Origin of the sequence: Rossellomorea sp. RS05 (assembly GCF_039822645.1) — a bacterium.
GTDB lineage: Bacteria > Bacillota > Bacilli > Bacillales > Bacillaceae_B > Rossellomorea > Rossellomorea marisflavi_B.
Map to the genome: position 1 here is coordinate 352,830 of NZ_JBDKWY010000003.1, position 19,733 is coordinate 372,562.

The 19,733-nt window shown below is 50.6% G+C and carries 12 protein-coding genes, 21 tRNA genes, 2 rRNA genes and 1 pseudogene; 1 reads left to right on the plus strand and 35 read right to left on the minus strand.

Annotated elements, in window-relative coordinates; all coding sequences use genetic code 11:
* Positions 1-60: 60 nt before the first annotated feature.
* The 7 genes and pseudogenes from ABJ225_RS11605 to ABJ225_RS11635 all read right to left on the minus strand — a co-directional run bounded on the left by ABJ225_RS11605 (position 61) and on the right by ABJ225_RS11635 (position 7,916).
* Positions 61-504: pseudogene (locus ABJ225_RS11605) on the minus strand (NUDIX domain-containing protein).
* A gap of 19 nt (positions 505-523) precedes the next feature.
* Positions 524-1,630, minus strand: coding sequence for an o-succinylbenzoate synthase (gene menC / locus ABJ225_RS11610; RefSeq protein WP_347320278.1), 1,107 nt, complete (start codon positions 1,628-1,630; stop codon positions 524-526).
* Complete coding sequence (locus tag ABJ225_RS11615) at positions 1,620-3,089, minus strand: o-succinylbenzoate--CoA ligase (protein WP_347320280.1); 1,470 nt, start codon at positions 3,087-3,089, stop codon at positions 1,620-1,622. The genes menC and ABJ225_RS11615 overlap by 11 nt, the downstream gene beginning before the upstream one ends.
* A gap of 76 nt (positions 3,090-3,165) precedes the next feature.
* The gene (gene menB / locus ABJ225_RS11620; protein WP_048007357.1) at positions 3,166-3,984 is read right to left on the minus strand and encodes a 1,4-dihydroxy-2-naphthoyl-CoA synthase; all 819 of its coding nucleotides are present in this window, start codon (positions 3,982-3,984) and stop codon (positions 3,166-3,168) included.
* Positions 3,974-4,795: a 2-succinyl-6-hydroxy-2,4-cyclohexadiene-1-carboxylate synthase gene (gene menH / locus ABJ225_RS11625; RefSeq protein ID WP_347320282.1), complete on the minus strand. Its 822-nt coding sequence runs from the start codon at positions 4,793-4,795 to the stop codon at positions 3,974-3,976. Before menH ends, menB begins: the two co-directional genes overlap by 11 nt.
* Entirely contained in the window at positions 4,792-6,510 is a 1,719-nt protein-coding gene (gene menD / locus ABJ225_RS11630; RefSeq protein ID WP_347320284.1) for a 2-succinyl-5-enolpyruvyl-6-hydroxy-3-cyclohexene-1-carboxylic-acid synthase, read from the minus strand. Before menD ends, menH begins: the two co-directional genes overlap by 4 nt.
* Entirely contained in the window at positions 6,507-7,916 is a 1,410-nt protein-coding gene (locus ABJ225_RS11635) for an isochorismate synthase (RefSeq protein ID WP_286188454.1), read from the minus strand. Before ABJ225_RS11635 ends, menD begins: the two co-directional genes overlap by 4 nt.
* A gap of 271 nt (positions 7,917-8,187) precedes the next feature.
* On the opposite strand from ABJ225_RS11635, the gene ABJ225_RS11640 reads away from it, so the two are divergent.
* A complete protein-coding gene (locus tag ABJ225_RS11640; RefSeq protein ID WP_286188453.1) occupies positions 8,188-8,961 on the plus strand; it encodes a TraR/DksA C4-type zinc finger protein in 774 nt (257 codons plus the stop codon).
* Between the two features lie 59 nt (positions 8,962-9,020).
* Here the strand turns inward: ABJ225_RS11640 and ABJ225_RS11645 are convergent, their stop codons facing one another.
* From ABJ225_RS11645 to ABJ225_RS11780, 28 genes are all read right to left on the minus strand, one after another.
* Entirely contained in the window at positions 9,021-11,423 is a 2,403-nt protein-coding gene (locus ABJ225_RS11645) for a glycogen/starch/alpha-glucan phosphorylase (protein ID WP_218247711.1), read from the minus strand.
* Positions 11,413-12,852: a glycogen synthase GlgA gene (gene glgA / locus ABJ225_RS11650; RefSeq protein ID WP_218247710.1), complete on the minus strand. Its 1,440-nt coding sequence runs from the start codon at positions 12,850-12,852 to the stop codon at positions 11,413-11,415. The genes ABJ225_RS11645 and glgA overlap by 11 nt, the downstream gene beginning before the upstream one ends.
* Positions 12,849-13,877 carry a GlgC family sugar phosphate nucleotidyltransferase gene (locus ABJ225_RS11655; protein ID WP_347320287.1) on the minus strand — a complete coding sequence of 343 codons (1,029 nt, stop codon included), beginning with the start codon at positions 13,875-13,877 and terminating at the stop codon, positions 12,849-12,851. Before ABJ225_RS11655 ends, glgA begins: the two co-directional genes overlap by 4 nt.
* Positions 13,878-13,902: 25 nt before the next feature.
* Entirely contained in the window at positions 13,903-15,060 is a 1,158-nt protein-coding gene (locus tag ABJ225_RS11660; RefSeq protein WP_218247708.1) for a glucose-1-phosphate adenylyltransferase, read from the minus strand.
* Between the two features lie 14 nt (positions 15,061-15,074).
* Entirely contained in the window at positions 15,075-16,937 is a 1,863-nt protein-coding gene (gene glgB, locus ABJ225_RS11665) for a 1,4-alpha-glucan branching enzyme (protein ID WP_347320289.1), read from the minus strand.
* A gap of 292 nt (positions 16,938-17,229) precedes the next feature.
* Positions 17,230-17,301: transfer RNA gene (locus ABJ225_RS11670), tRNA-Glu, on the minus strand.
* Positions 17,302-17,309: 8 nt separating this feature from the next.
* A tRNA-Ser gene (locus tag ABJ225_RS11675) sits at positions 17,310-17,400 on the minus strand.
* A 4-nt stretch (positions 17,401-17,404) separates the two neighbouring features.
* A tRNA-Asn gene (locus tag ABJ225_RS11680) sits at positions 17,405-17,479 on the minus strand.
* A gap of 10 nt (positions 17,480-17,489) precedes the next feature.
* Positions 17,490-17,566: transfer RNA gene (locus tag ABJ225_RS11685), tRNA-Ile, on the minus strand.
* 11 nt (positions 17,567-17,577) lie between these two features.
* Positions 17,578-17,651, minus strand: a tRNA-Gly gene (locus ABJ225_RS11690).
* 8 nt (positions 17,652-17,659) lie between these two features.
* A tRNA-His gene (locus ABJ225_RS11695) sits at positions 17,660-17,735 on the minus strand.
* A gap of 10 nt (positions 17,736-17,745) precedes the next feature.
* A tRNA-Phe gene (locus ABJ225_RS11700) sits at positions 17,746-17,821 on the minus strand.
* A gap of 20 nt (positions 17,822-17,841) precedes the next feature.
* A tRNA-Asp gene (locus tag ABJ225_RS11705) sits at positions 17,842-17,918 on the minus strand.
* Positions 17,919-18,062: 144 nt separating this feature from the next.
* A tRNA-Met gene (locus ABJ225_RS11710) sits at positions 18,063-18,136 on the minus strand.
* Between the two features lie 20 nt (positions 18,137-18,156).
* Positions 18,157-18,249: transfer RNA gene (locus ABJ225_RS11715), tRNA-Ser, on the minus strand.
* 15 nt (positions 18,250-18,264) lie between these two features.
* Positions 18,265-18,341 (minus strand) — tRNA-Ile (locus tag ABJ225_RS11720).
* Positions 18,342-18,345: 4 nt separating this feature from the next.
* A tRNA-Met gene (locus ABJ225_RS11725) sits at positions 18,346-18,422 on the minus strand.
* A gap of 39 nt (positions 18,423-18,461) precedes the next feature.
* Positions 18,462-18,537: transfer RNA gene (locus ABJ225_RS11730), tRNA-Ala, on the minus strand.
* Between the two features lie 8 nt (positions 18,538-18,545).
* A tRNA-Pro gene (locus tag ABJ225_RS11735) sits at positions 18,546-18,622 on the minus strand.
* A gap of 4 nt (positions 18,623-18,626) precedes the next feature.
* A tRNA-Arg gene (locus ABJ225_RS11740) sits at positions 18,627-18,703 on the minus strand.
* A gap of 15 nt (positions 18,704-18,718) precedes the next feature.
* A tRNA-Leu gene (locus ABJ225_RS11745) sits at positions 18,719-18,807 on the minus strand.
* An 11-nt stretch (positions 18,808-18,818) separates the two neighbouring features.
* A tRNA-Gly gene (locus tag ABJ225_RS11750) sits at positions 18,819-18,893 on the minus strand.
* A gap of 3 nt (positions 18,894-18,896) precedes the next feature.
* A tRNA-Leu gene (locus ABJ225_RS11755) sits at positions 18,897-18,981 on the minus strand.
* A gap of 10 nt (positions 18,982-18,991) precedes the next feature.
* Positions 18,992-19,067: transfer RNA gene (locus ABJ225_RS11760), tRNA-Lys, on the minus strand.
* Between the two features lie 58 nt (positions 19,068-19,125).
* Positions 19,126-19,201, minus strand: a tRNA-Thr gene (locus ABJ225_RS11765).
* A 106-nt stretch (positions 19,202-19,307) separates the two neighbouring features.
* Positions 19,308-19,383 (minus strand) — tRNA-Val (locus ABJ225_RS11770).
* A 9-nt stretch (positions 19,384-19,392) separates the two neighbouring features.
* Positions 19,393-19,509, minus strand: a 5S ribosomal RNA gene (gene rrf / locus ABJ225_RS11775).
* Between the two features lie 114 nt (positions 19,510-19,623).
* Positions 19,624-19,733: ribosomal RNA gene (locus ABJ225_RS11780) — 23S ribosomal RNA — on the minus strand; the annotation flags it as partial.

Sequence of the window (19,733 nt, forward strand, 5' to 3'; positions counted from 1 at the left end):
GTAAAAATCAGGATTTTCCCTTTGCATGAATAAAGCAGATCATCGCTGATCTGCTCCCCATCAATTGATATCGCCCACATACACCCCGGAGCGATGTCCTTTTATGTATTCCCCGAGTGCTTTTGGGTAAATTCGCAAACCGTCCCACTCATCGAGCCTCACCCATTCGATCCCTACTTGATGGCTGTCGGGATTCGTCGGCTCGTATCCCTCTTCACCGAGGAGATGACATTCGAAGTAGAATTCCACCTGTTGAAATCCTGCATCGAAGGAATACTCATGGTTTTTTCCGATATATTCCCTCACATGCTTCAAAGGACCGACCCTTACCGTGCTTCCGATCTCTTCTTGGCATTCGCGGACAACGGCTTCTTCCAGTGTTTCGCCTTTTTCCTGTCCTCCACCGGGGAAAAGATAGAAGAATCCTTATTCATCCTGATTTTTTGTGAGCAGGACCGCCCCTTCCTTCATGATCAGGGCCTTGGCTGAATTGCGTATACTCATTTTCCCTACCCTCTTCCTTTTATTCCGTGATGATTTCTTTGTGGAACGTGATTTCCTCCATCCGCCTCTGATCCAGCTCCACCCCGATGCCCGCTCCGTTTTTCCGCGGGATCCTTCCGTGGTGCACCGTAATCGGCTCTGTAATCAGATCCTGTTCCCAGTAGGTAGCTGAAGAGGAGAGATCGCCTGGCAGGTTGAACCCTTCAAGGGTGGATAAAACAATATTATGGGCACGGGAGACGCCGAACTCGATCATCCCGCCGCACCAGACGGAAAGCCCGCTATCACGGCATTGATGATAAATATCAAGTGCCTGGGAATATCCCCCTACCCGTCCAAGCTTGATGTTCACGACGCCGCATGCCTGCAAAGCAATCGCGCTTTTCATATCGTGGGGGGAGACGATGCTTTCATCAAGGCAGACCGGCGTGGAAAGCTCTTTCTGAAGAATCGAATGCTCGACGATGTCGTCGACGCCAAGAGGCTGTTCGATCATCAGGAGACCGTATTGATCCAGCTTCTGCAGAACCGGCAGGTCATGGAGGGTGTAGGCGGAATTGGCATCTGCCATGAGAGGCAGATCAGGGAACGCCCTGCGCAGCTCCCTGACGATCCCCTCGTCTTCACCCGGGGAGATCTTGATCTTGATCCGCCCGTATCCTTCCTCCATCAGCTCAGATGTCCGCTTGACCATCTCCCCCGTGTTCCCTGCAGGCACAACGGCTCCAGCGAGCATTTCCTGCCTCGTGCCTCCGATCACGGCCCAGAGGGGCTGCCCGGACTGACGGGCATAGAGGTCCCAGACGGCCATTTCAAGGGATGCTTTCGCCATGGCATTCCCCCGGACCCCGCTGAATAATCGCCCGCATTGTTCAGGATGGCGAAGGTCCGCTTTCAGCAAGAGGGGGATGAGGACATCCTTCAGGATATGATGGGCCCCTTTGACCGTCTCCTCCGTATACCACGGGGTCGAGAAGGCCACGCATTCACCAAGCCCTGTAATCCCTTCTGAATCCACTGCTTCGATGATGATCCCTTCTCTTTCTGATACCGTCTGCAGATGGGTCTTAAACGGCTTTTTTAACGGCATGCTGACCACGGATAATCTAATGGCTTTAAGCTTCATCGTATTTCCCCTTCAGCATATTTTCTTTAAGTACCCTTCTGAGGAGCTTGTTGGAAGCATTGCGCGGCAGCTCCCCGACAAATACGATCCGTTTCGGACATTTATAGGAAGCGAGGGCAGCTTTGCATCCCTTCATGACCTCCTTTTCAGTCATGGGACGTTCTGTCACAAGAAAGGCACATGGAGCCTGCCCCCAGACTGGATCATCCATGCCGATGACGCCTGCTTCCGTGACGCCAGGGATCGCCAGCAGCGCACTCTCGACTTCAGCCGGATACACATTCTCCCCTCCGGAAATGATCAGGTCCGATCTTCTGTCGAGAACATAAAGGAACCCCTCTTCATCCACATATCCGATATCACCCGTGAAGAGCCATCCATCTTCGAAACTTTTTTCATTTGCTTCAGGGCGCTCATGATAGCCCATTGTCACATTCGGTCCCTTAACCATGATTTCTCCATCTTCCAGAGGTGCTGCCGCTCCCTTGATCTTCAGTTGGGATGGAAAAAGGGGTTTTCCTGCAGAACCAAGCTTCGAAAGGCTGTACTCCGGTGAAAGGGTGACGATCTGTGATGAGGTTTCGGTCATCCCGTATGATTGGAACACGGGAACTCCTTTGTCCTTGCATGCCTGCAGAAGGGGAAGGGGAGCCGGGCCCCCTCCCAAAAGCACGCAGCGGAGATTTTCGTGATACCCGTCCCCGATCCTTCCCATGAGGCGCTGGAGCATGTTCGTGACAACCGATATGATGGTCACCCGCCCGGATTTCAGTTCCAGGTCGATGGCATCCTCGTCGAATGACTCGTGGAGTCTGACCTCCATGCCATAGATGATGCTCCTCATGAGGATCGAGAAACCGCTGATATGGAAGAGCGGGACGGCACAGAGCCATACATCCTTCTCACTGGTGCCAAGATTCAAGGAGGATCCGATGGCACTCCACCAGTGGTTCCCATACGTCTGCAGGACCCCTTTTGGCGAACCGGTTGTCCCCGATGTATACATCACCGTGCAGGTGTCATCAAGATTTGTATGGTCCCTCGGAGCATAGGGGCGCTTGTCTCCCGTAAACAGGAAGGAAAGACCGATGCCCTCCACCTCGAGGGTGCCCGCCTTCTCTGCAAAGTCCTCGTCGTGGATGACGTGTGTGAGGGCCATATCCCGTACTTGGAAGGTCAATTCTCCAGCGCCGAGCCGATGATTCAGCATCACGGCAGCCATACCGAGCTGCTGCACGGCGTGGACCGCAATGATGGATTCAATGCGGTTTTTGATCATGAGGCCGATGAAGGCAGGCTTCGTGCCGTCCAACAACCGATTCAGGCGCTGCGCCGCCTCCTCTGCCTGATGATCGAGCTCACGAAAAGTGAGGCTGCGTTCACCAGAACTTACGGCCGTGCGATCCGGAGTCAAAAAGGCCCGCTGCTTCAACCAATTAGGCAGCATTTCTGTGGTCATGGTACATTCTCCATTCTGTTGATTGTTCAGTAAGAAAAAAACCTGACAGATCCAAAGATCCGCCAGGCAAGTCCCATTAAGGGAAACGAGGGAATTGACCGAAGTCCGGATTGCGTTTTTCTTTGAACGCATCGCGTCCTTCTTTCGCTTCATCCGTTGTGTAATAAAGGAGGGTTGCATCTCCAGCCAGCTGTTGAAGACCTGCAAGCCCGTCCGTGTCGGCATTGAATGACGCCTTCAGGAAACGAAGGGCCGTCGGGCTCTTTTCGAGCATTTCAGAAGCCCATTGCACGGTTTCCTCTTCGAGTTTCTCATAAGGTACCACTGTGTTCACAAGGCCCATATCCAATGCTTCCTGAGCATTGTATTGACGGCATAGGAACCAAATTTCCTTCGCTTTCTTATGTCCGATGATGCGGGCAAGATACCCGGCACCGTAGCCTGCATCGAAGCTTCCCACTTTCGGACCTGTTTGACCGAAGATCGCATTGTCCGCTGCAATCGTGATATCACATACCACGTGAAGGACGTGTCCGCCTCCGATGGCATAACCGGCAACCATCGCGATGACTGGTTTCGGGATCACTCGGATCAAACGCTGAAGGTCAAGGACGTTCAAACGAGGGATTTCATCCTCGCCTACATATCCACCATGTCCGCGTACGCGTTGATCTCCGCCTGAACAGAATGCTTTTTCACCTGCACCTGTAAGGACGATCACGCCAACTTTGGAATCGTCACGTGCATAAGCAAATGCATCGATCAATTCCGTTACTGTTTTCGGACGGAAGGCATTGCGCACTTCCGGACGATTGATGGTGATCTTTGCGATCCCATTATACGTTTCGTACAAAATATCTTCGTAGTTTCGTTCTGAAACCCAATCAAAAGCCATTTGTAATTCCTCCTTTATGTAGTAAATCCTCTATCATTGTACCAAACTTTTGCGGTTCTTCCACATGAATTGCATGCCCGCACCCTGAAAAAGATGTGATCGTGAACGAGGGATTGCGCTCTTTCATTCGTTTGGCGATGCCGACGAACTTCTCATCGAGCTCCCCCACCAAAAGATCGACGGGGATTTTCATGGCGGACAAGTGGTCCCACCAGCTCGGCTGTGATCCCGTCCCCATCCCTTTCAGACTGTTGGCAAGACCGATGGGACGTTGTCCGAGTCGGCCCTGACGGATTTCTGCCTGGACGGTGGCTGGCAGGCGCTTTTGCGTTTCGAACAACGGAATGTCCTCCCAAAAGTTTACGAACTCTTCCATTCCGTGTAGAAGGATCCGCTCCGCCAAGGAAGCATCCTTCTCCCGCCTTGCGCTCCGCTCTTCTTCCGTCAACAGACCGGGTGACGCACTCTCAAGGATGAGATGGGAAACGAGGTGCGGGCGTGTTACGGCGAGATGAAGGGCCACCCTCCCCCCCATGGAATACCCGACAAAGGTTGCCTCAGTGATTCCACACTGGGCGAGTATGGAATCGACATCCTTCACGGCTTGGTCCATCCGGTACTTTTCCAAATCTCGAGGAGCGTCGGTCCTTCCATGGCCGATAAGATCGATTGTGACACAAGTAAAGCGCTGGACCAATCGATCGGTGACTCTGTTCCAAGTTTCACTATCCCCTGTAAATCCATGAAGGAAGACTACTGGAGGGCCTTCCCCTTTAATATTCACAAAGTAGTCGATCTCATTCACCTTCATGAACGATCTCCACCGTGTATTTCCCGGGAAACAAATTCCCACATTTTACGATGATTATCTACATTTTTCTGGCGGTCCGCCAATACTTCAATGATCTTCAGACCTTTAGTCCCCTCTGCCTGCCGAAGCGCCTGAAGGAAGTCGGATTCTGTCTTCACTAGGGAGTAATCCGCTCCGTACATGGCTGCGGCATGGGAGAACTCAAGATCCATGGGAGTCCCGAACAGCTCTTCGAAATACGCACCTTCCTTTGCCTGAGGCAAGTAGGAGAAAATACCACCACCGTTATTGTTCATGACGATGACAGTCAGATCCAAGCCATATTTCCTTCCAACGAGCAATCCGTTCATATCATGGAAGAATGCAAGATCTCCGATGAGCAGATAGGTGGAAGGTGACTGCGTGCTCATGCCAAGTGCCGTCGAAACGACACCGTCGATGCCATTGGCACCCCTGTTGGCGTGGATAGCGATGGAGCGATCATTCGAAAAGAAGAAGGTATCCACATCCCGGATCGGCATGCTGTTGCTCACAAAAACGGATGATTGCTCCGGAATGGTTTCAAGGAGGCACTTCACAGCCTTGCCTTCATCCCACTCTCCAGTCACCTCTTGCATGAGGTCCTTCGTCTTTTCATTCAGTCTGATCCACTTCTCAATCCAATCCCGTTGTTTAGCTTCTCTTGCAAAACGATCACAGAAATGACGTTCATGGGCATAAACATAGTGGGTTCCTCTTCCCGTAGGATCCTGCCACTCTTCTCCACGGGTAATGACGAGTTGAGGGACATCCTCCAGCCCTTTCAAGAACAGCATGAGGGGTTTAGACACGGCCATGGCACCGAAACGGATGATCAGGTCCGGTTTCATGTCTTCCCCGACGGTACCGGCTTTCAGGAACGTGTCATAAGTATCGATGATACCATCTGTCCCATGCTTTCCGCTCCTCATGTTCGACAGCGGATCGGCGAGGATCGGAAATCCCTTTGCCCTTCCGAAGTCTGCGACAGCTTGAATGCCGTCCGGACTCATACCCGGACCACAAATGATGATGCCCCGGTTTCGTTCGTTCAAGACCTTCTCCAGTTCTTCCCCTTGATCAGGAGCGAGCGTGCGTTCACCCTGATAGACGCGTTTTGCCGTACCTTCTTCAAAGAGATCCTCCCGCAGGTCGGGAATGAGTGGTTCCCTGAGCGGGAAGTTGAAGTGCACCGGTCCGTGAGGTTCCCCGATCGACATACCGAGGCCCCGCACTGCCGCTGAGCGGGCATACCGCAAGACTTCCTGACCCGACTCAGGAAGGGCCATATCGACTGCCCATTTGACATGCCTTCCGTAGAGGTCAAGTTGGTCGATGGCCTGTGGCGCACCGACCTCCCTCAGCTCATGGGGGCGGTCGGCCGTCAAGACAAGGAGCGGTACTTTGGCATACCGTGCTTCAATGACGGCAGGATAATAGTTCGCTGCTGCGGTCCCGGACGTACAGACAAGGATGACCGGCTTCCGTTTTGCCTTGGCGATGCCGAGGGCAAAGAATGCGGCAGATCGCTCGTCCACGTTCACATACGTCTTGATGCGCGGATGATGGGTGAGCAATAACGCCAAAGGAGTAGACCGGGAGCCGGGGCTGATGACGGCTTCGTCTACTCCGTTCCTGGATAATTCATCTATGAATGCTACAAGATAATCGGTCAAGCGCTGCTGATGTTCGTTCATATCAGATTTCCCCCTAATGCCCGCTGCATCGGACGGAATTTCATTTGCGTCTCCTTGAACTCACTGTCGGGGTCCGAATGGGCAACGATCCCGCAGCCTGCATAAATGAAGGCGTGATCCCCCTTCAAGAGTCCTGAGCGAAGAGCGACGGCATACTCTCCGTTTCCATATGCATCCATCCATCCGACCGGCCCTGCATAGAGGCCTCTGTCCATCTGCTCTTCTTCCCGGATCACCTGCATGGCTTCCTTACGCGGGACACCTCCAAGGGCCGGAGTCGGATGCAGCTTTTCCACTAGCGTCAGGATCGACAGGCCGGATGGTGCCGTTCCCTTGACCGGGGTGTACAGATGTTGGATATCCTTCAGCTTCATGAGCTGAGGCTCTTCTGGTATGGATAGCCGTTCACAGTCGGAGGACAGTGCCTGACGGATCGTATCGACCACGAGCTGGTGCTCATACCGGTTTTTATCGTCCTCCAGGAGTTCCCTTCCAAGACGCTCGTCTTCTTCAAGGTCGCTCCCCCTTGCAATCGAACCTGCCAGACAGGTGGAAAGGATCTCTTCCCCGTCCTTTTTCACAAGACGCTCGGGAGTCGCTCCGATAAAACAGCTTCCTTCCTGCTCAAAACTGAAGATGAAACTGTCAGGCTGCTGTTTCCAAAGGTTATCAAGGACGAAGTCGGACGTAACTTCATCGCTGAAGGATACCTTGGTTTTCCGTGCAAGGACGACTTTCTCCATTTCCCCCGTTTTCAAGCGGTCGACCACATTGCGGACGGACTGCTTCCATTCAAGCGGGCGGATATCCTCTGCTGACATCTCACCAGGGTCCTCATGGCTCGCCGGCTCCGACGCCATCATCAACAACCGATCTTTTTCTTTAAGGCAATGCTGCAGGGAAGGGCCGCTTCCATCCGGTAGGCAAACGACATTAACCGTCAGATAATTGGCTTCTCCTGCCTTCGTAAGCATATATCTCGGGATGCGGAGGGACCCTTCATTGAATCCCGTCCATTCTTCAGAAGCAGGATTGGCAGAATCGAAACGGAAACCTCCGAATGCAAGGGGACCCGTTCCAGGCCACTCTTCCCTCGATACCACCACCGCATCAGATATGAAGCGCTTCCACTCTTTCTCGATGGCAAAAAAGCGCTCCCCCTCTTTCAATGATGAAGAAAGATCATATGAAGAGCCTGCCCCTATGAGGGAGATCGTTTGATCGCGATCCTTCCATAAAAAGCGTTCTCCTTTAAAAACCCTGCCACCGGCATGATAGAAAGAAAGTGGATCCAAGGCCCCTGTTTCTTCCACCATGCTCAGCAGCACGGGATGATTGATTTGTTGAGCCTTCAGTAAGGCTGCATCGTATGCTTGATCTATATTGGTCTTCTGGATTGTAACCAATTGAATTCCTCCAGACAATCACTTACAGTTTTCAAATCCATTACAAGATACACCTGAGTATAGGGTGTGTCAACGAAGTCATGGATATGAATCATTATTTATCCCTATTATATAATAAACCCTTTTTCCCCTTTTGAGAAACCAAAAGCGTTATAAAACCTGATGTTGGGTGGAGAAAAGGCCCATTCCCCGCACACTTCACAAGGATTCATGTTTTAACAGACCCTGTTTCGGTTAAAGTATGAGTACGATGAAGAACAAATCGAACTCTATGAAGGACGTGACATATATGCTTTCAACCCAGGAAAAGCAAAAGCTGAAAGAAGAATTGATGGACCAGAAGAATCATATCCAGGGACAGTTGGATGACAGGGAAGAAAATCCCGCCAACACTGGAGATAACGAAAATGGGGGGGAGCTTTCCCTCTATGATAACCACCCTGCAGATATGGGTTCGGAATTATACGAGCGTGAAAAAGATTTCGCACTGGACGAGCATTCAAAATCAGAACTGAACAAAATCGACGATGCCTTGAAAGCAATGGATGAAGGATCCTACGGCACCTGCAAAGAGTGCGGCAAAGAAATCCCTTTCGAACGCCTTGAGGCCATACCGACGACCCTTTACTGCAAGGACCATGCAAGTGCCCAGTCGATCGTCGATGACCGGCCTGCAGAAGAGGATATCCTTCAGCCACCTGTAAATGGGGAATTCCGCCACGAAACCGGACAGCTGGTGCGGGATACAGAAGATAGCTTCCAGGAGGTCGGCCGATTCGGTACATCGGAAACACCATCGGACTTTCAAGGCGATCATGATGATTATTCCGATCTTTATGAAGACGATGACGAGACGGAAGGGTTCACGGAAGATATGGAATCCTTCGTCGGGACGGATATGGATGGGAAGAACACGCGGGCCTATCCATCCAAGGCACATGAAGAGTACGAGGATATGCTCGATGAGAACGACATGGAGTCGACCATCGGGGACATCCCGTATAAAGAACGCGACAGCTACGTATCAGATAAAAAGAAATCTTAAGGCTCACAACAAAACGCCCGGAATGCCATTGGCATCCGGGCGATTGTTATTCAGCAGGATTATCGTACGCCTACCCCACCGATCCTCCAGATCTCACGTGCATATTCAGCAATGGTCCGGTCACTCGAAAAGTATCCAGATCGGGCGATATTGATCAGGCTCATCCGAAGCCACGACTGCTGGTCACGGTAAGCAGAAGCTACCTTTTCATGAGCTTTGGCATAGGAATCGAAGTCCCGCAGGACAAAGAATTCATCATTCTCCGCGAGAAGCGAATCATAGATGGTTTCAAAATGATCCCCCGCATCAGGAAGACTGCCGTCGACCAGCTGGTCGAGCATTTTCTTGATGCGCTCATCGTGGTGATAATACTCCATGGAATAATAACTGCCATCCTGTTGCTGCTTCATTACCTCTTCTGCCCTGAGACCGAAGATGAAAATATTTTCATCCCCCACCTGTTCCTGTATTTCGATATTGGCTCCATCCAATGTGCCGAGGGTCAAGGCCCCGTTCATCATGAATTTCATATTCCCTGTGCCTGACGCCTCTTTGCTCGCCGTGGAGATCTGCTGGGAGACATCCGCTGCCGGGATGATTTCTTCTGCAAGGGATACACGGTAATTCTCAAGGAATACCACTTTGATCCTTCCCTTGACGGATGGGTGATCATTAACGAGATCAGCGACCGAATGGATCAACTTGATGATCTTCTTGGCATAATAATACCCCGGTGAAGCCTTGGCGCCGAATATGAACGTTCGCGACGGAATATCCGCATCGGGGTTTTCCTGACATCTATTGAAAAGATGAAGGATGTGGAGGATATTTAGAAGCTGCCTCTTATACGCATGAAGTCTTTTTATTTGAATATCAAAAATCGAATCCGGGTCCACCATGATCCCATTGGTCTGAAGGATGCGATCAGCGAGTCGCTTTTTATTCAACTGCTTCGCCTTATGAAGGTCCTCCAGGAATGTAGAGTCTGCAGTATAGGACTCAAGCTCGGTAAGCCTGGAAGGATCCTTGATCCAGGTGTCTCCTATCGCCGATTGAATGAGCGACGCCAAGGGAGGGTTGCTATTTAGCAGCCAGCGGCGATGGGTGATCCCGTTTGTCTTACTGTTGAACTTCCCGGGAAAATACTGATAGAACAGACTCATCTCCCGTTCTTTCAAGATATCGGTGTGGATCTTTGCGACCCCGTTCACACTATGGCTTCCTGCTATGGCGAGGTGGGCCATTTTCACTTCCCCATGGGCGATGATGGCCATCCCTTCAATCCGGCCCCACTCTCCCGGATAGGCGTCCCACAGATCACGGCAAAACCGCTCATTGATTTCATCGACAATCATGTAGATCCTCGGCAATAGAGGCTGAAAAATCCTCACTGGCCAGCGTTCCAGTGCTTCAGAAAGGGTCGTATGGTTCGTATAGGCGAACGTCTTCGTCGTCACGCCCCAAGCTGAATCCCAGTCCATGCCGTACTCATCGATCAATACCCTCATCATTTCAGGAATGGCGAGTACCGGGTGTGTATCATTGATGTGGATGGCCACATGCTCGTGCAGATTTGCCAAGTTCCCGTGCCTGGAGAGATAGGACTCGAGTATCGTACGGATGCTTGCAGACACAAGAAAATACTGCTGCTTCAACCTGAGGACCTTTCCCTCATCCTGTGTATCATCAGGATAAAGGAATTCAGTGATGGCCTCCGTATCACGCTTATACTTCATCATGTCCCTTCCGGCTTTATAGGCATAAGGCTCTGCATTCCATAAGCGCAGCGTGTTAACCGTTGTCGTTCCGTAGCCAACGACGGGTAGATCATACGGCACGGCAGCAACGATTTCAGCATCTACATGCCTGAATGAGGGTACCCCGTCCTTCTCGGATGATTCAATCCGGCCCCAGAACGGAATCTGCATCATAAGATCCGGCTTCCTTACTTCCCACACATATCCATGACGAAGCCACTGTTCGGGGAGCTCCATCTGATAACCGTTCACAATTTTTTGTTCAAACAGTCCATGCTTGTAGCGGATGCCGTACCCGTGACCCGGAAGGTCCATGGAGGCCATGGAATCAAGGAAACATGCGGCCAGTCGTCCAAGTCCCCCGTTCCCGAGGGCGGCATCCTGCTCTACATCCTCCATGTCCTTCAAATCGATCCCCAAATCTCCAAGCCCCTCTTCCACAAGCTCATAGATCCCGAGATTCATCAGATTCTGCCTCAACAGGCGACCGAGCAGAAATTCAATGGACAGATAATACACCTGTTTTTGCTTCTGATAGCGGTACTGCTCGTTTGTCTGGATCCAGTTCATACTGATGTACTCACGGATCAGCTGTCCGAGCGTGTCATAACGATCTTGAAGAGTGGTGTCGGGGAACGCCTTACCTGATGTCATCTCCAACTTCTTCAGATAAGCTTCCTTAAATTCCTCCTGGCTAGAAAACATGACTTTCACTCCTCGAGGTGAGATCTGAATACAATTGATTGTATTTGAATGCTGATTGAGCCCAGCTGTTATCGGTTTCCATCGCATTCTTCACAATCCTTGCCCACACGTCTTCCTGTCCGTAGAGACGGATGGCGCGGCGATACGTATACAACATATCGTGGGCGTTGAAATTCGCAAACGAAAAGCCGTTTCCGCTTCCCGATTCTTCATCATACGAATGCACCGTATCATTCAATCCCCCCGTCTCCCTGACGAGGGGAAGCGCACCATATCTCATGGCGATCATTTGCCCAAGGCCGCACGGCTCGAACCTTGAAGGCATGAGGAATACATCGGACCCACGGTAAATCTGTTTGGCCAATGCTTCATCGAATCCGATCTGAACCCTGACCTTATCCGGGTTCGCAGCAGCTGCTTCCCTGAAGAACTGCTCATACTCCCAGTCACCCGAACCAAGGACGATGAACTGGACATCCTCCTTGAGCATTTCGTGAAGCACGGCCCTGATGAGATCGAGTCCCTTCTGGGCAGTCAAACGTGAAATGATGGAGATGACAGGGACATCCCGTTTTTCAAGGTCCAACCGCTCCTGCAGCTGCTCTTTATTGGTTTTTTTGCCGTGAAGATTGCCACTGAAGAATGGATGATCCCCCTGACCGGGATCGTATTCCCCGTCGTCGATCCCATTGACGATCCCGACCAGCTCCCGCTCCCTGAGTTTCAGGACTCCATCGAGACGTTCCCCGTAGTAAGGCTGTAGGATTTCGTCTTTATATGTAGGACTGACTGTCGTGATGATATCGGCAGAAATGAGGGCTCCCTTCATGAAATTCATGCACCCATGGAATTCCAGGTAATCAGGATGGGCGTAACGCTGGGGAATGCCCAGCAGATCTGTCATCACACTGAAAGGGTAGATCCCTTGGAACTGCAGATTATGGATGGTGAAAACCGTGCGGATGAAGGCATATCCTCCGCGGTCCTGATACTCGGTCCTCAGCAAGAATGGAATCATCGCGGTATGCCAGTCATGGCAATGGATGACGTCCGGATAGAACTCCAGTTCACCGATGGCTTCCAGTACGGCCCGGGTAAAGTAGGCGTACCGCTCCCCTTCGTCAACGAATCCATATAATCGGTCCCGGGCAAAGTAGTATTCGTTGTCGACGAAGTAGTAGGTGACCCCATTTTCCCTGTATTCCTCTATCCCGCAGTACTGCTGCCTCCATCCCACGGCTACGGTGAACTCCTTGATCTTCCTCATCTGGTCCTTAAAATGAGCGGAGATCCCCCCATACTTAGGGAGGATCACCCTCACATCGGTTCCAAGTTTACGAAGTTCTTTCGGAAGGGCACCGGCAACATCCGCGAGCCCACCCGATTTGATGAATGGTACACACTCAGAAACTGCAAATAATACCTTCACGAGTTCATCAGCGCTCCCTGGACCATGCCTTTACGGACGACGATGGGTTGTTCCGGGTCCCCGATGAGTCTAACTCCATCTTCGATCTTTACATCTTTATCAAGGATGACATTTTCCAATACACAATCACGGCCGATTTGGCTTTTCTGCATGATGATGGAGTTCTTGATCGTGGTTCCTTCTCCCACCTTCACCGCCCTGAAGATCATGGAATGATCCACATGACCTTTTATGAAACAGCCATTGGCGATGATGCTGTGCTTGACGCCCGCTTCGCTCGTATAGCGTGTCGGCGGCTCATCCTTTACCTTTGTGTAGATGGGCAGGTCTTTCTTGAACAGCTCCCTCCACTGATCAAGCTCAAGGAGATTCATGCTTGTTTCAAAATACTTGTCGATGGAGTCGATCCTCTCCACAAAGCCTTGATGTTCATATCCGCATACCTTCAGACCGCTCTCCATATCTTCCACCACGTCATTCATGCACGTATACCCTGTCTGATGGCGGGTTTTGATCAGATCGACAAGAAGGGCTTTTTTGATCAGATACATATGAAGGGACGATCCCCCATGCCGGATTTCCGTGATATCACATCCGATCTGGACGTGGCGGTCAAGGACCGGACGATAGGATATATTGCACACCGTATAGCAGTTGGTGATGAGGGCATATTCCTGTGTGCTGCGGGTGAAATAATCGATGTGATGGGCAAAATGATTGAACGATCCGATCGTTTCATCGTTCCTTTCAAGTCCCGGAACCGGAAAGAAGAACAAACCGTCCCTCTTTCTGTTCAGGTCCCAGTTTTTCCCCGATCCGAGATGATCCATGAGGGAACGGTACTGGTATTTAGGGAAGATGGCGACGGATCCGATATCTGAATTCACCATATTTGAAAGGACGAAATCGACCAGGCGATAGCGGCCGGCGATCGGAAGGGCCGCAAGCGAACGGTGCAATAGCAAGTCTTCGAGTGAATCGTAATAACTGGTCGCATCAATGACGCCTAACAGGGTGTTTTTCATATGAACTCCTCCTCTAAGTAGATGATCAAACTTCTTCCTGTTCGAGTAATGCCGATAGAACCGATTCCGTTACCAGTATGATTTCATCCGACTCTTCCTCAGGCATGATGACGATGCCACTCGGCACCACCACATCAGGAGGCACGATCGCCTGCTCGATATACGCATTCTCGCCGATTTCTGCCCCCGGCATGACGACGGAACGGGTGACATGGGCTCCACGCTTCACAGAAGCTCCCTGAAACAACACGGATTTTTCAACGGTCCCTTCGATCGTGCATCCTTCATTGATCAACGATCCTTCCACATGGGCATCTTCCGAGATATATTGAGGCGGTTCATTGGGATTGACCGAATAGACCCTCCAGTCCAGGTCGAAAAGATTCAGTTCATTTTTTTCATCGATGAGATCCATATTGGCCTCCCATAGGCTCCGGACCGTGCCGACATCCTTCCAGTAGCCTTCGAACGGATAAGCCATCAGCTTTTTCTTTTCATCAAGGAGAAGGGGAATGACGTCCTTTCCGAAATCATGTGTGGAGCGTGGATTGCGGTCATCCATCTCCAGGTATTCTTTCAGAAGTGACCAGTTGAAGATATAGATGCCCATGGAAGCCAGATTACTCTTAGGGAACGGCGGTTTTTCCTCGAACTCGGTCACCCTCATGGCTTCATCGGTATTCATCAAACCGAACCTGCTCGCCTCATCCCATCCGACCTCAATCACCGAAATCGTGACGTCCGCTTTCTTTTCGATATGATAATCGAGCATCTTGCTGTAATCCATTTTGTAAATGTGATCTCCTGAAAGAATCAGCACATATTCCGGATCATACTGCTCGATGTAGTTCACGTTCTGGAAGATCGCACTGGCCGTCCCTGTATACCACCGCATCTCGGAGGATTCTGCATAAGGAGGAAGCACCGTGACCCCCCCGTTCCGTCGGTCGAGATCCCACGCACTGCCGATCCCGATATACGAATTCAATACCAACGGTTGATATTGAGTCAAAACCCCCACTGTATCAATGCCGGAATTCGTACAATTACTCAATGTGAAGTCGATGATACGGTATTTGCCTCCAAAGGGCACCGCCGGTTTCGCCAGGCTCTTCGTCAATGAATTCAACCTGCTCCCTTTGCCTCCTGCCAACAACATTGCCACACATTTGCCGTTACCCATGCTAGCATCTCCCCTCATATGATTGGTTTTAAATAAACAGCTCCATAAGGCGGTATCGTCATTTCAATTGATCCCTCTTTCCCGTGATAGGCCCCTTTCGTGACAAGAAGGGGGTGGGGATTGATTTGATGTGAGCCTCCAAAGCGTTCTTCATCGCTGTTCAAGATCTCTTGATATGCTTTCACAAGGGGTACGCCCACCTTATAGTGGTGGTAGGCATCCTTGCTGAAATTACAGATGATGACCAGATGCTCTCCCTCTGAATGCCTGATGAAGGAGAAGATCTGCTGATCGGCATTATTGACATCGATCCATTCAAAACCGTCACTCCGATGGTCCCACTGGTGAAGCGGTGTTGCACCTCTATATAGATGCAGCACTTCTTTGAAATATGAGTTGAATTTGTGATGAAAATCGTAACTCATCAAATGCCAGTCCAACTGTTCCAGGTCCTTCCATTCGGCAAACGGAGCCAGTTCACTTCCCATGAACAGAAGCTTTTTACCCGGATGACCTGTCATGAACGCAAGGAGCAACCGATACTGGGCAAACTTTTGCCAATGATCCCCCGGCATCTTATCCAGCAATGACCTCTTCCCATGGACCACCTCATCATGTGAGAAAGGCAGGATATAGTTTTCCGAAAACGCATAGAGGATGGAGAACGTGATGAGGGAATGAAGCCCTCTTCTTTCTTCCGGTGTCGCTTCCATGTAGGTGAGCACATCATTCATCCAGCCCATGTTCCACTTATAGCTGAAGCCAAGCCCCCCGTAGTGAACCGGAGAGGTGACCTGGGGCCAATCGGTGGAATCCTCCGCCATCATCAGAAAGGAAGGGTCAAACTGAAACACGGATGTGTTCAACCGTTTAAGGAATTCCAGTGCCCCCTCATTCGCAGCCGACTCCCCCTGATTCGCCCAATAAATGATGTTCGCCACGGCGTCGACCCTGAACCCGTCGATGTGGTACTTCTCCATCCAGAAACGGGCATTGGATAGGAGAAAGCTCCTTACTTCTCCTTTTGCGAGGTCGAAGTTGACCGTCCCCCATGTATGATTCTCACGGTCACTATCCCGGGCATATTCATAGGCAAAGGATCCATCGAATTGATACAGTCCATGGGCATCCTTGCAAAAATGACCGGGTACCCAATCCATGATGACGCCTATTTGATGAGCATGGCATTCATTCACAAACGCCATGAACTCATGGGGTGAACCATATCTGCTTGTGGGAGCATAATAGCCTGTCCCCTGATAGCCCCACGAACGATCGAATGGATGCTCGGTCACCGGCAGGATTTCAATATGGGTGAAGCCGTGTTCCTTCACGTGCGGAATCAGTTCATCCGCGAGCTCTGAATAGGTAAGAAAACTGCCATCCCTCTTCTTTTTCCATGTTCCCAAATGGACTTCATATATGAACATTGGTTGATCAAATCGATTATGTTTCTCTTTCACCTTCATCCAATCGCGATCGCTCCACTTAAACCCTTCAAGGTCGTACACCACACTTGCAGTTCGCGGTCTGACTTCAGAGGAGAACCCATATGGATCAGCTTTCATCCTACGTTCTCCTGAAGCAGTCACAATCTCATATTTATACGTTGAGCCGGTCAAGTCTTCATCAACCCGGATCATCCATACACCTTCCTGATTGATCCTCTTAAGCTCAAATCCCCTTCCGTTCCAGTTGTTGAAAGAACCAACCACTGAAATCGATCTTGCCTCGGGAGCCCAAACGCAAAAATCAGTTGAAATGCCTGCTTTCACATGGCACCCCATAAAACGATAGGCATGCTGCATATTCCCTTCATGAAACAAAAAAACGTCATAATCTGTTAGGGACAACGTGTCCATATCCTCACCTACCATCATCAATCTCCTTACTTATTTCTTTCATCATATAAGAATTCCTTCATTTCATCATCTCCCATTTGCGACAATATTTGTTAGCTCACCACGAAAAACACCAAAAAAAGGATGAAACCCTCGAATGACAAGGTTTTCATCCCATTTCTATCCTTTTGTTTGTCGTTATTTGTCGAAATATTTTAAAAATTTCAAACGCATTACAAGTTGAAACCAGGTAGATATAAAAATCAATGCCAATCCATGCAAAAAAAAGATGTGTCGAAGATTTCCTCGACACATCTTTTTCGTATTATGACCCATACGGGATTCGAACCCGTGTTACCGCCGTGAAAGGGCGGTGTCTTAACCGCTTGACCAATGGGCCGCTTTTTATGGCGGAGAAGGAGGGATTTGAACCCTCGCGCCGGTTGCCCGACCTACACCCTTAGCAGGGGCGCCTCTTCAGCCACTTGAGTACTTCCCCATATTGGCTCCGCAGGCAAGACTCGAACTTGCGACCGATCGGTTAACAGCCGATAGCTCTACCACTGAGCTACTGCGGAATAATGAAAATGGTGGGCCTAAGTGGACTCGAACCACCGACCTCACGCTTATCAGGCGTGCGCTCTAACCAGCTGAGCTATAGGCCCACAAATAAAAATGGAGCGGGTGATGGGAATCGAACCCACGACATCAGCTTGGAAGGCTGAGGTTTTACCATTAAACTACACCCGCAAAAAAAATGGGGCGACTGATGGGAATCGAACCCACGAATGCCGGAACCACAATCCGGTGCGTTAACCACTTCGCCACAATCGCCATGAACATATGGTGGCTCAGGACAGAATCGAACTGCCGACACATGGATTTTCAGTCCATTGCTCTACCAACTGAGCTACTGAGCCGCATCTTAATAAAATATAAATGGCGGTCCGGACGGGACTCGAACCCGCGACCTCCTGCGTGACAGGCAGGCATTCTAACCAACTGAACTACCGGACCAACTTTTTTTCGCGTTAGCGAAAATAAAGATCAATATGCTGCGATAGCAAAATAGCTATCAATAGTATTCGCGTTAGCGAAAAGAAAGATCATTACATATGTATTGCAGTCACTACATCCCGATCCTAACGGATCAACATGGTATTGCGGGGACAGGATTTGAACCTGCGACCTTCGGGTTATGAGCCCGACGAGCTACCGAACTGCTCCACCCCGCGACGATAAAAGATGAAAAATATGGAGGAGGAAGGGGGATTCGAACCCCCGCGGGCTTTGACACCCCTGTCGGTTTTCAAGACCGATCCCTTCAGCCGGACTTGGGTATTCCTCCGTATGGTGAGAACTATGGTGGACCTTGTAGGACTCGAACCTACGACCGGACGGTTATGAGCCGTCTGCTCTAACCAACTGAGCTAAAGGTCCCTAGTGGTAGCGGCGGAGGGGATCGAACCCCCGACCTCACGGGTATGAACCGTACGCTCTAGCCAGCTGAGCTACACCGCCTCGTAAAACGAGTATTTCCTGGTTCTCTAACATTATAAATGGTGGAGCCTAGCGGGATCGAACCGCTGACCTCCTGCGTGCAAAGCAGGCGCTCTCCCAGCTGAGCTAAGGCCCCAAAGAAAGTGGTCGGGAAGACAGGATTCGAACCTGCGACCCCTTGGTCCCAAACCAAGTGCTCTACCAAGCTGAGCTACTTCCCGATCATGGCGCGCCCGAGAGGAGTCGAACCCCTAACCTTTTGATCCGTAGTCAAACGCTCTATCCAATTGAGCTACGGGCGCATATATGAAATTCACTGGTGCCGAGGACCGGAATCGAACCGGTACGGTAGTCACCTACCGCAGGATTTTAAGTCCTGTGCGTCTGCCAGTTCCGCCACCCCGGCTAGGGCAATTATGGAGCGGAAGACGGGATTCGAACCCGCGACCCCCACCTTGGCAAGGTGGTGTTCTACCACTGAACTACTTCCGCATATGGTGCGGGTGAAGGGACTTGAACCCCCACGCCTTGCGGCGCCAGATCCTAAGTCTGGTGCGTCTGCCAATTCCGCCACACCCGCATGATATAAATGGTGAGCCATGAAGGATTCGAACCTTCGACCCTCTGATTAAAAGTCAGATGCTCTACCAACTGAGCTAATGGCTCGTGCTGATTACCTAATAGGGTTATGCCCTATAAAAAATACAATTAAACATAAAAAAAGTGGTGCCGGCAAGAGGACTTGAACCCCCAACCTACTGATTACAAGTCAGTTGCTCTACCAGTTGAGCTACACCGGCAAGGTGTATGGTGTATTCTTTTTGCTTTGCCTTAGCTACATTGCAAAGGTTAAAGCTTCTTTACGGTAAGTTATTTTCACTTCGCTAACGCTTCGTGAAAAAACTATGGTGGAGGATGACGGGATCGAACCGCCGACCCTCTGCTTGTAAGGCAGATGCTCTCCCAGCTGAGCTAATCCTCCGTATGTACCGCCTGGCGACGTCCTACTCTCACAGGGGGAGATCCCCCAACTACCATCGGCGCTGAAGAGCTTAACTTCCGTGTTCGGCATGGGAACGGGTGTGACCTCTTCGCCAATGTCACCAGACAGGTATTCCATTGAAAGAATTGTTCTTTCAAAACTAGATAAAGGGTTGATAGTCAATCATTACCGGCGTATCGTCCAGTCCGGGAGACGCGAAGCGCCTCCTTCGTCTTACTTTTGGTTAAGTCCTCGATCGATTAGTATCAGTCAGCTCCATGTGTCGCCACACTTCCACCTCTGACCTATCTACCTGATCATCTTTCAGGGATCTTACTCACATAAAGTGA

Coding starts and splice junctions, on each gene's coding strand:
- menB (WP_048007357.1), bottom strand. CDS start 3,984: ATGGCTTTTGATTGGGTTTCAGAACGAAACTACGAAGATATTTTGTAC.
- ABJ225_RS11640 (WP_286188453.1), top strand. CDS start 8,188: ATGAAGGACGTGACATATATGCTTTCAACCCAGGAAAAGCAAAAGCTG.
- menC (WP_347320278.1), bottom strand. CDS start 1,630: ATGAAGCTTAAAGCCATTAGATTATCCGTGGTCAGCATGCCGTTAAAA.
- menD (WP_347320284.1), bottom strand. CDS start 6,510: ATGAACGAACATCAGCAGCGCTTGACCGATTATCTTGTAGCATTCATA.
- ABJ225_RS11615 (WP_347320280.1), bottom strand. CDS start 3,089: ATGACCACAGAAATGCTGCCTAATTGGTTGAAGCAGCGGGCCTTTTTG.
- ABJ225_RS11645 (WP_218247711.1), bottom strand. CDS start 11,423: ATGTTTTCTAGCCAGGAGGAATTTAAGGAAGCTTATCTGAAGAAGTTG.
- ABJ225_RS11655 (WP_347320287.1), bottom strand. CDS start 13,877: ATGAAAAACACCCTGTTAGGCGTCATTGATGCGACCAGTTATTACGAT.
- ABJ225_RS11660 (WP_218247708.1), bottom strand. CDS start 15,060: ATGGGTAACGGCAAATGTGTGGCAATGTTGTTGGCAGGAGGCAAAGGG.
- glgB (WP_347320289.1), bottom strand. CDS start 16,937: ATGGTAGGTGAGGATATGGACACGTTGTCCCTAACAGATTATGACGTT.
- menH (WP_347320282.1), bottom strand. CDS start 4,795: ATGAAGGTGAATGAGATCGACTACTTTGTGAATATTAAAGGGGAAGGC.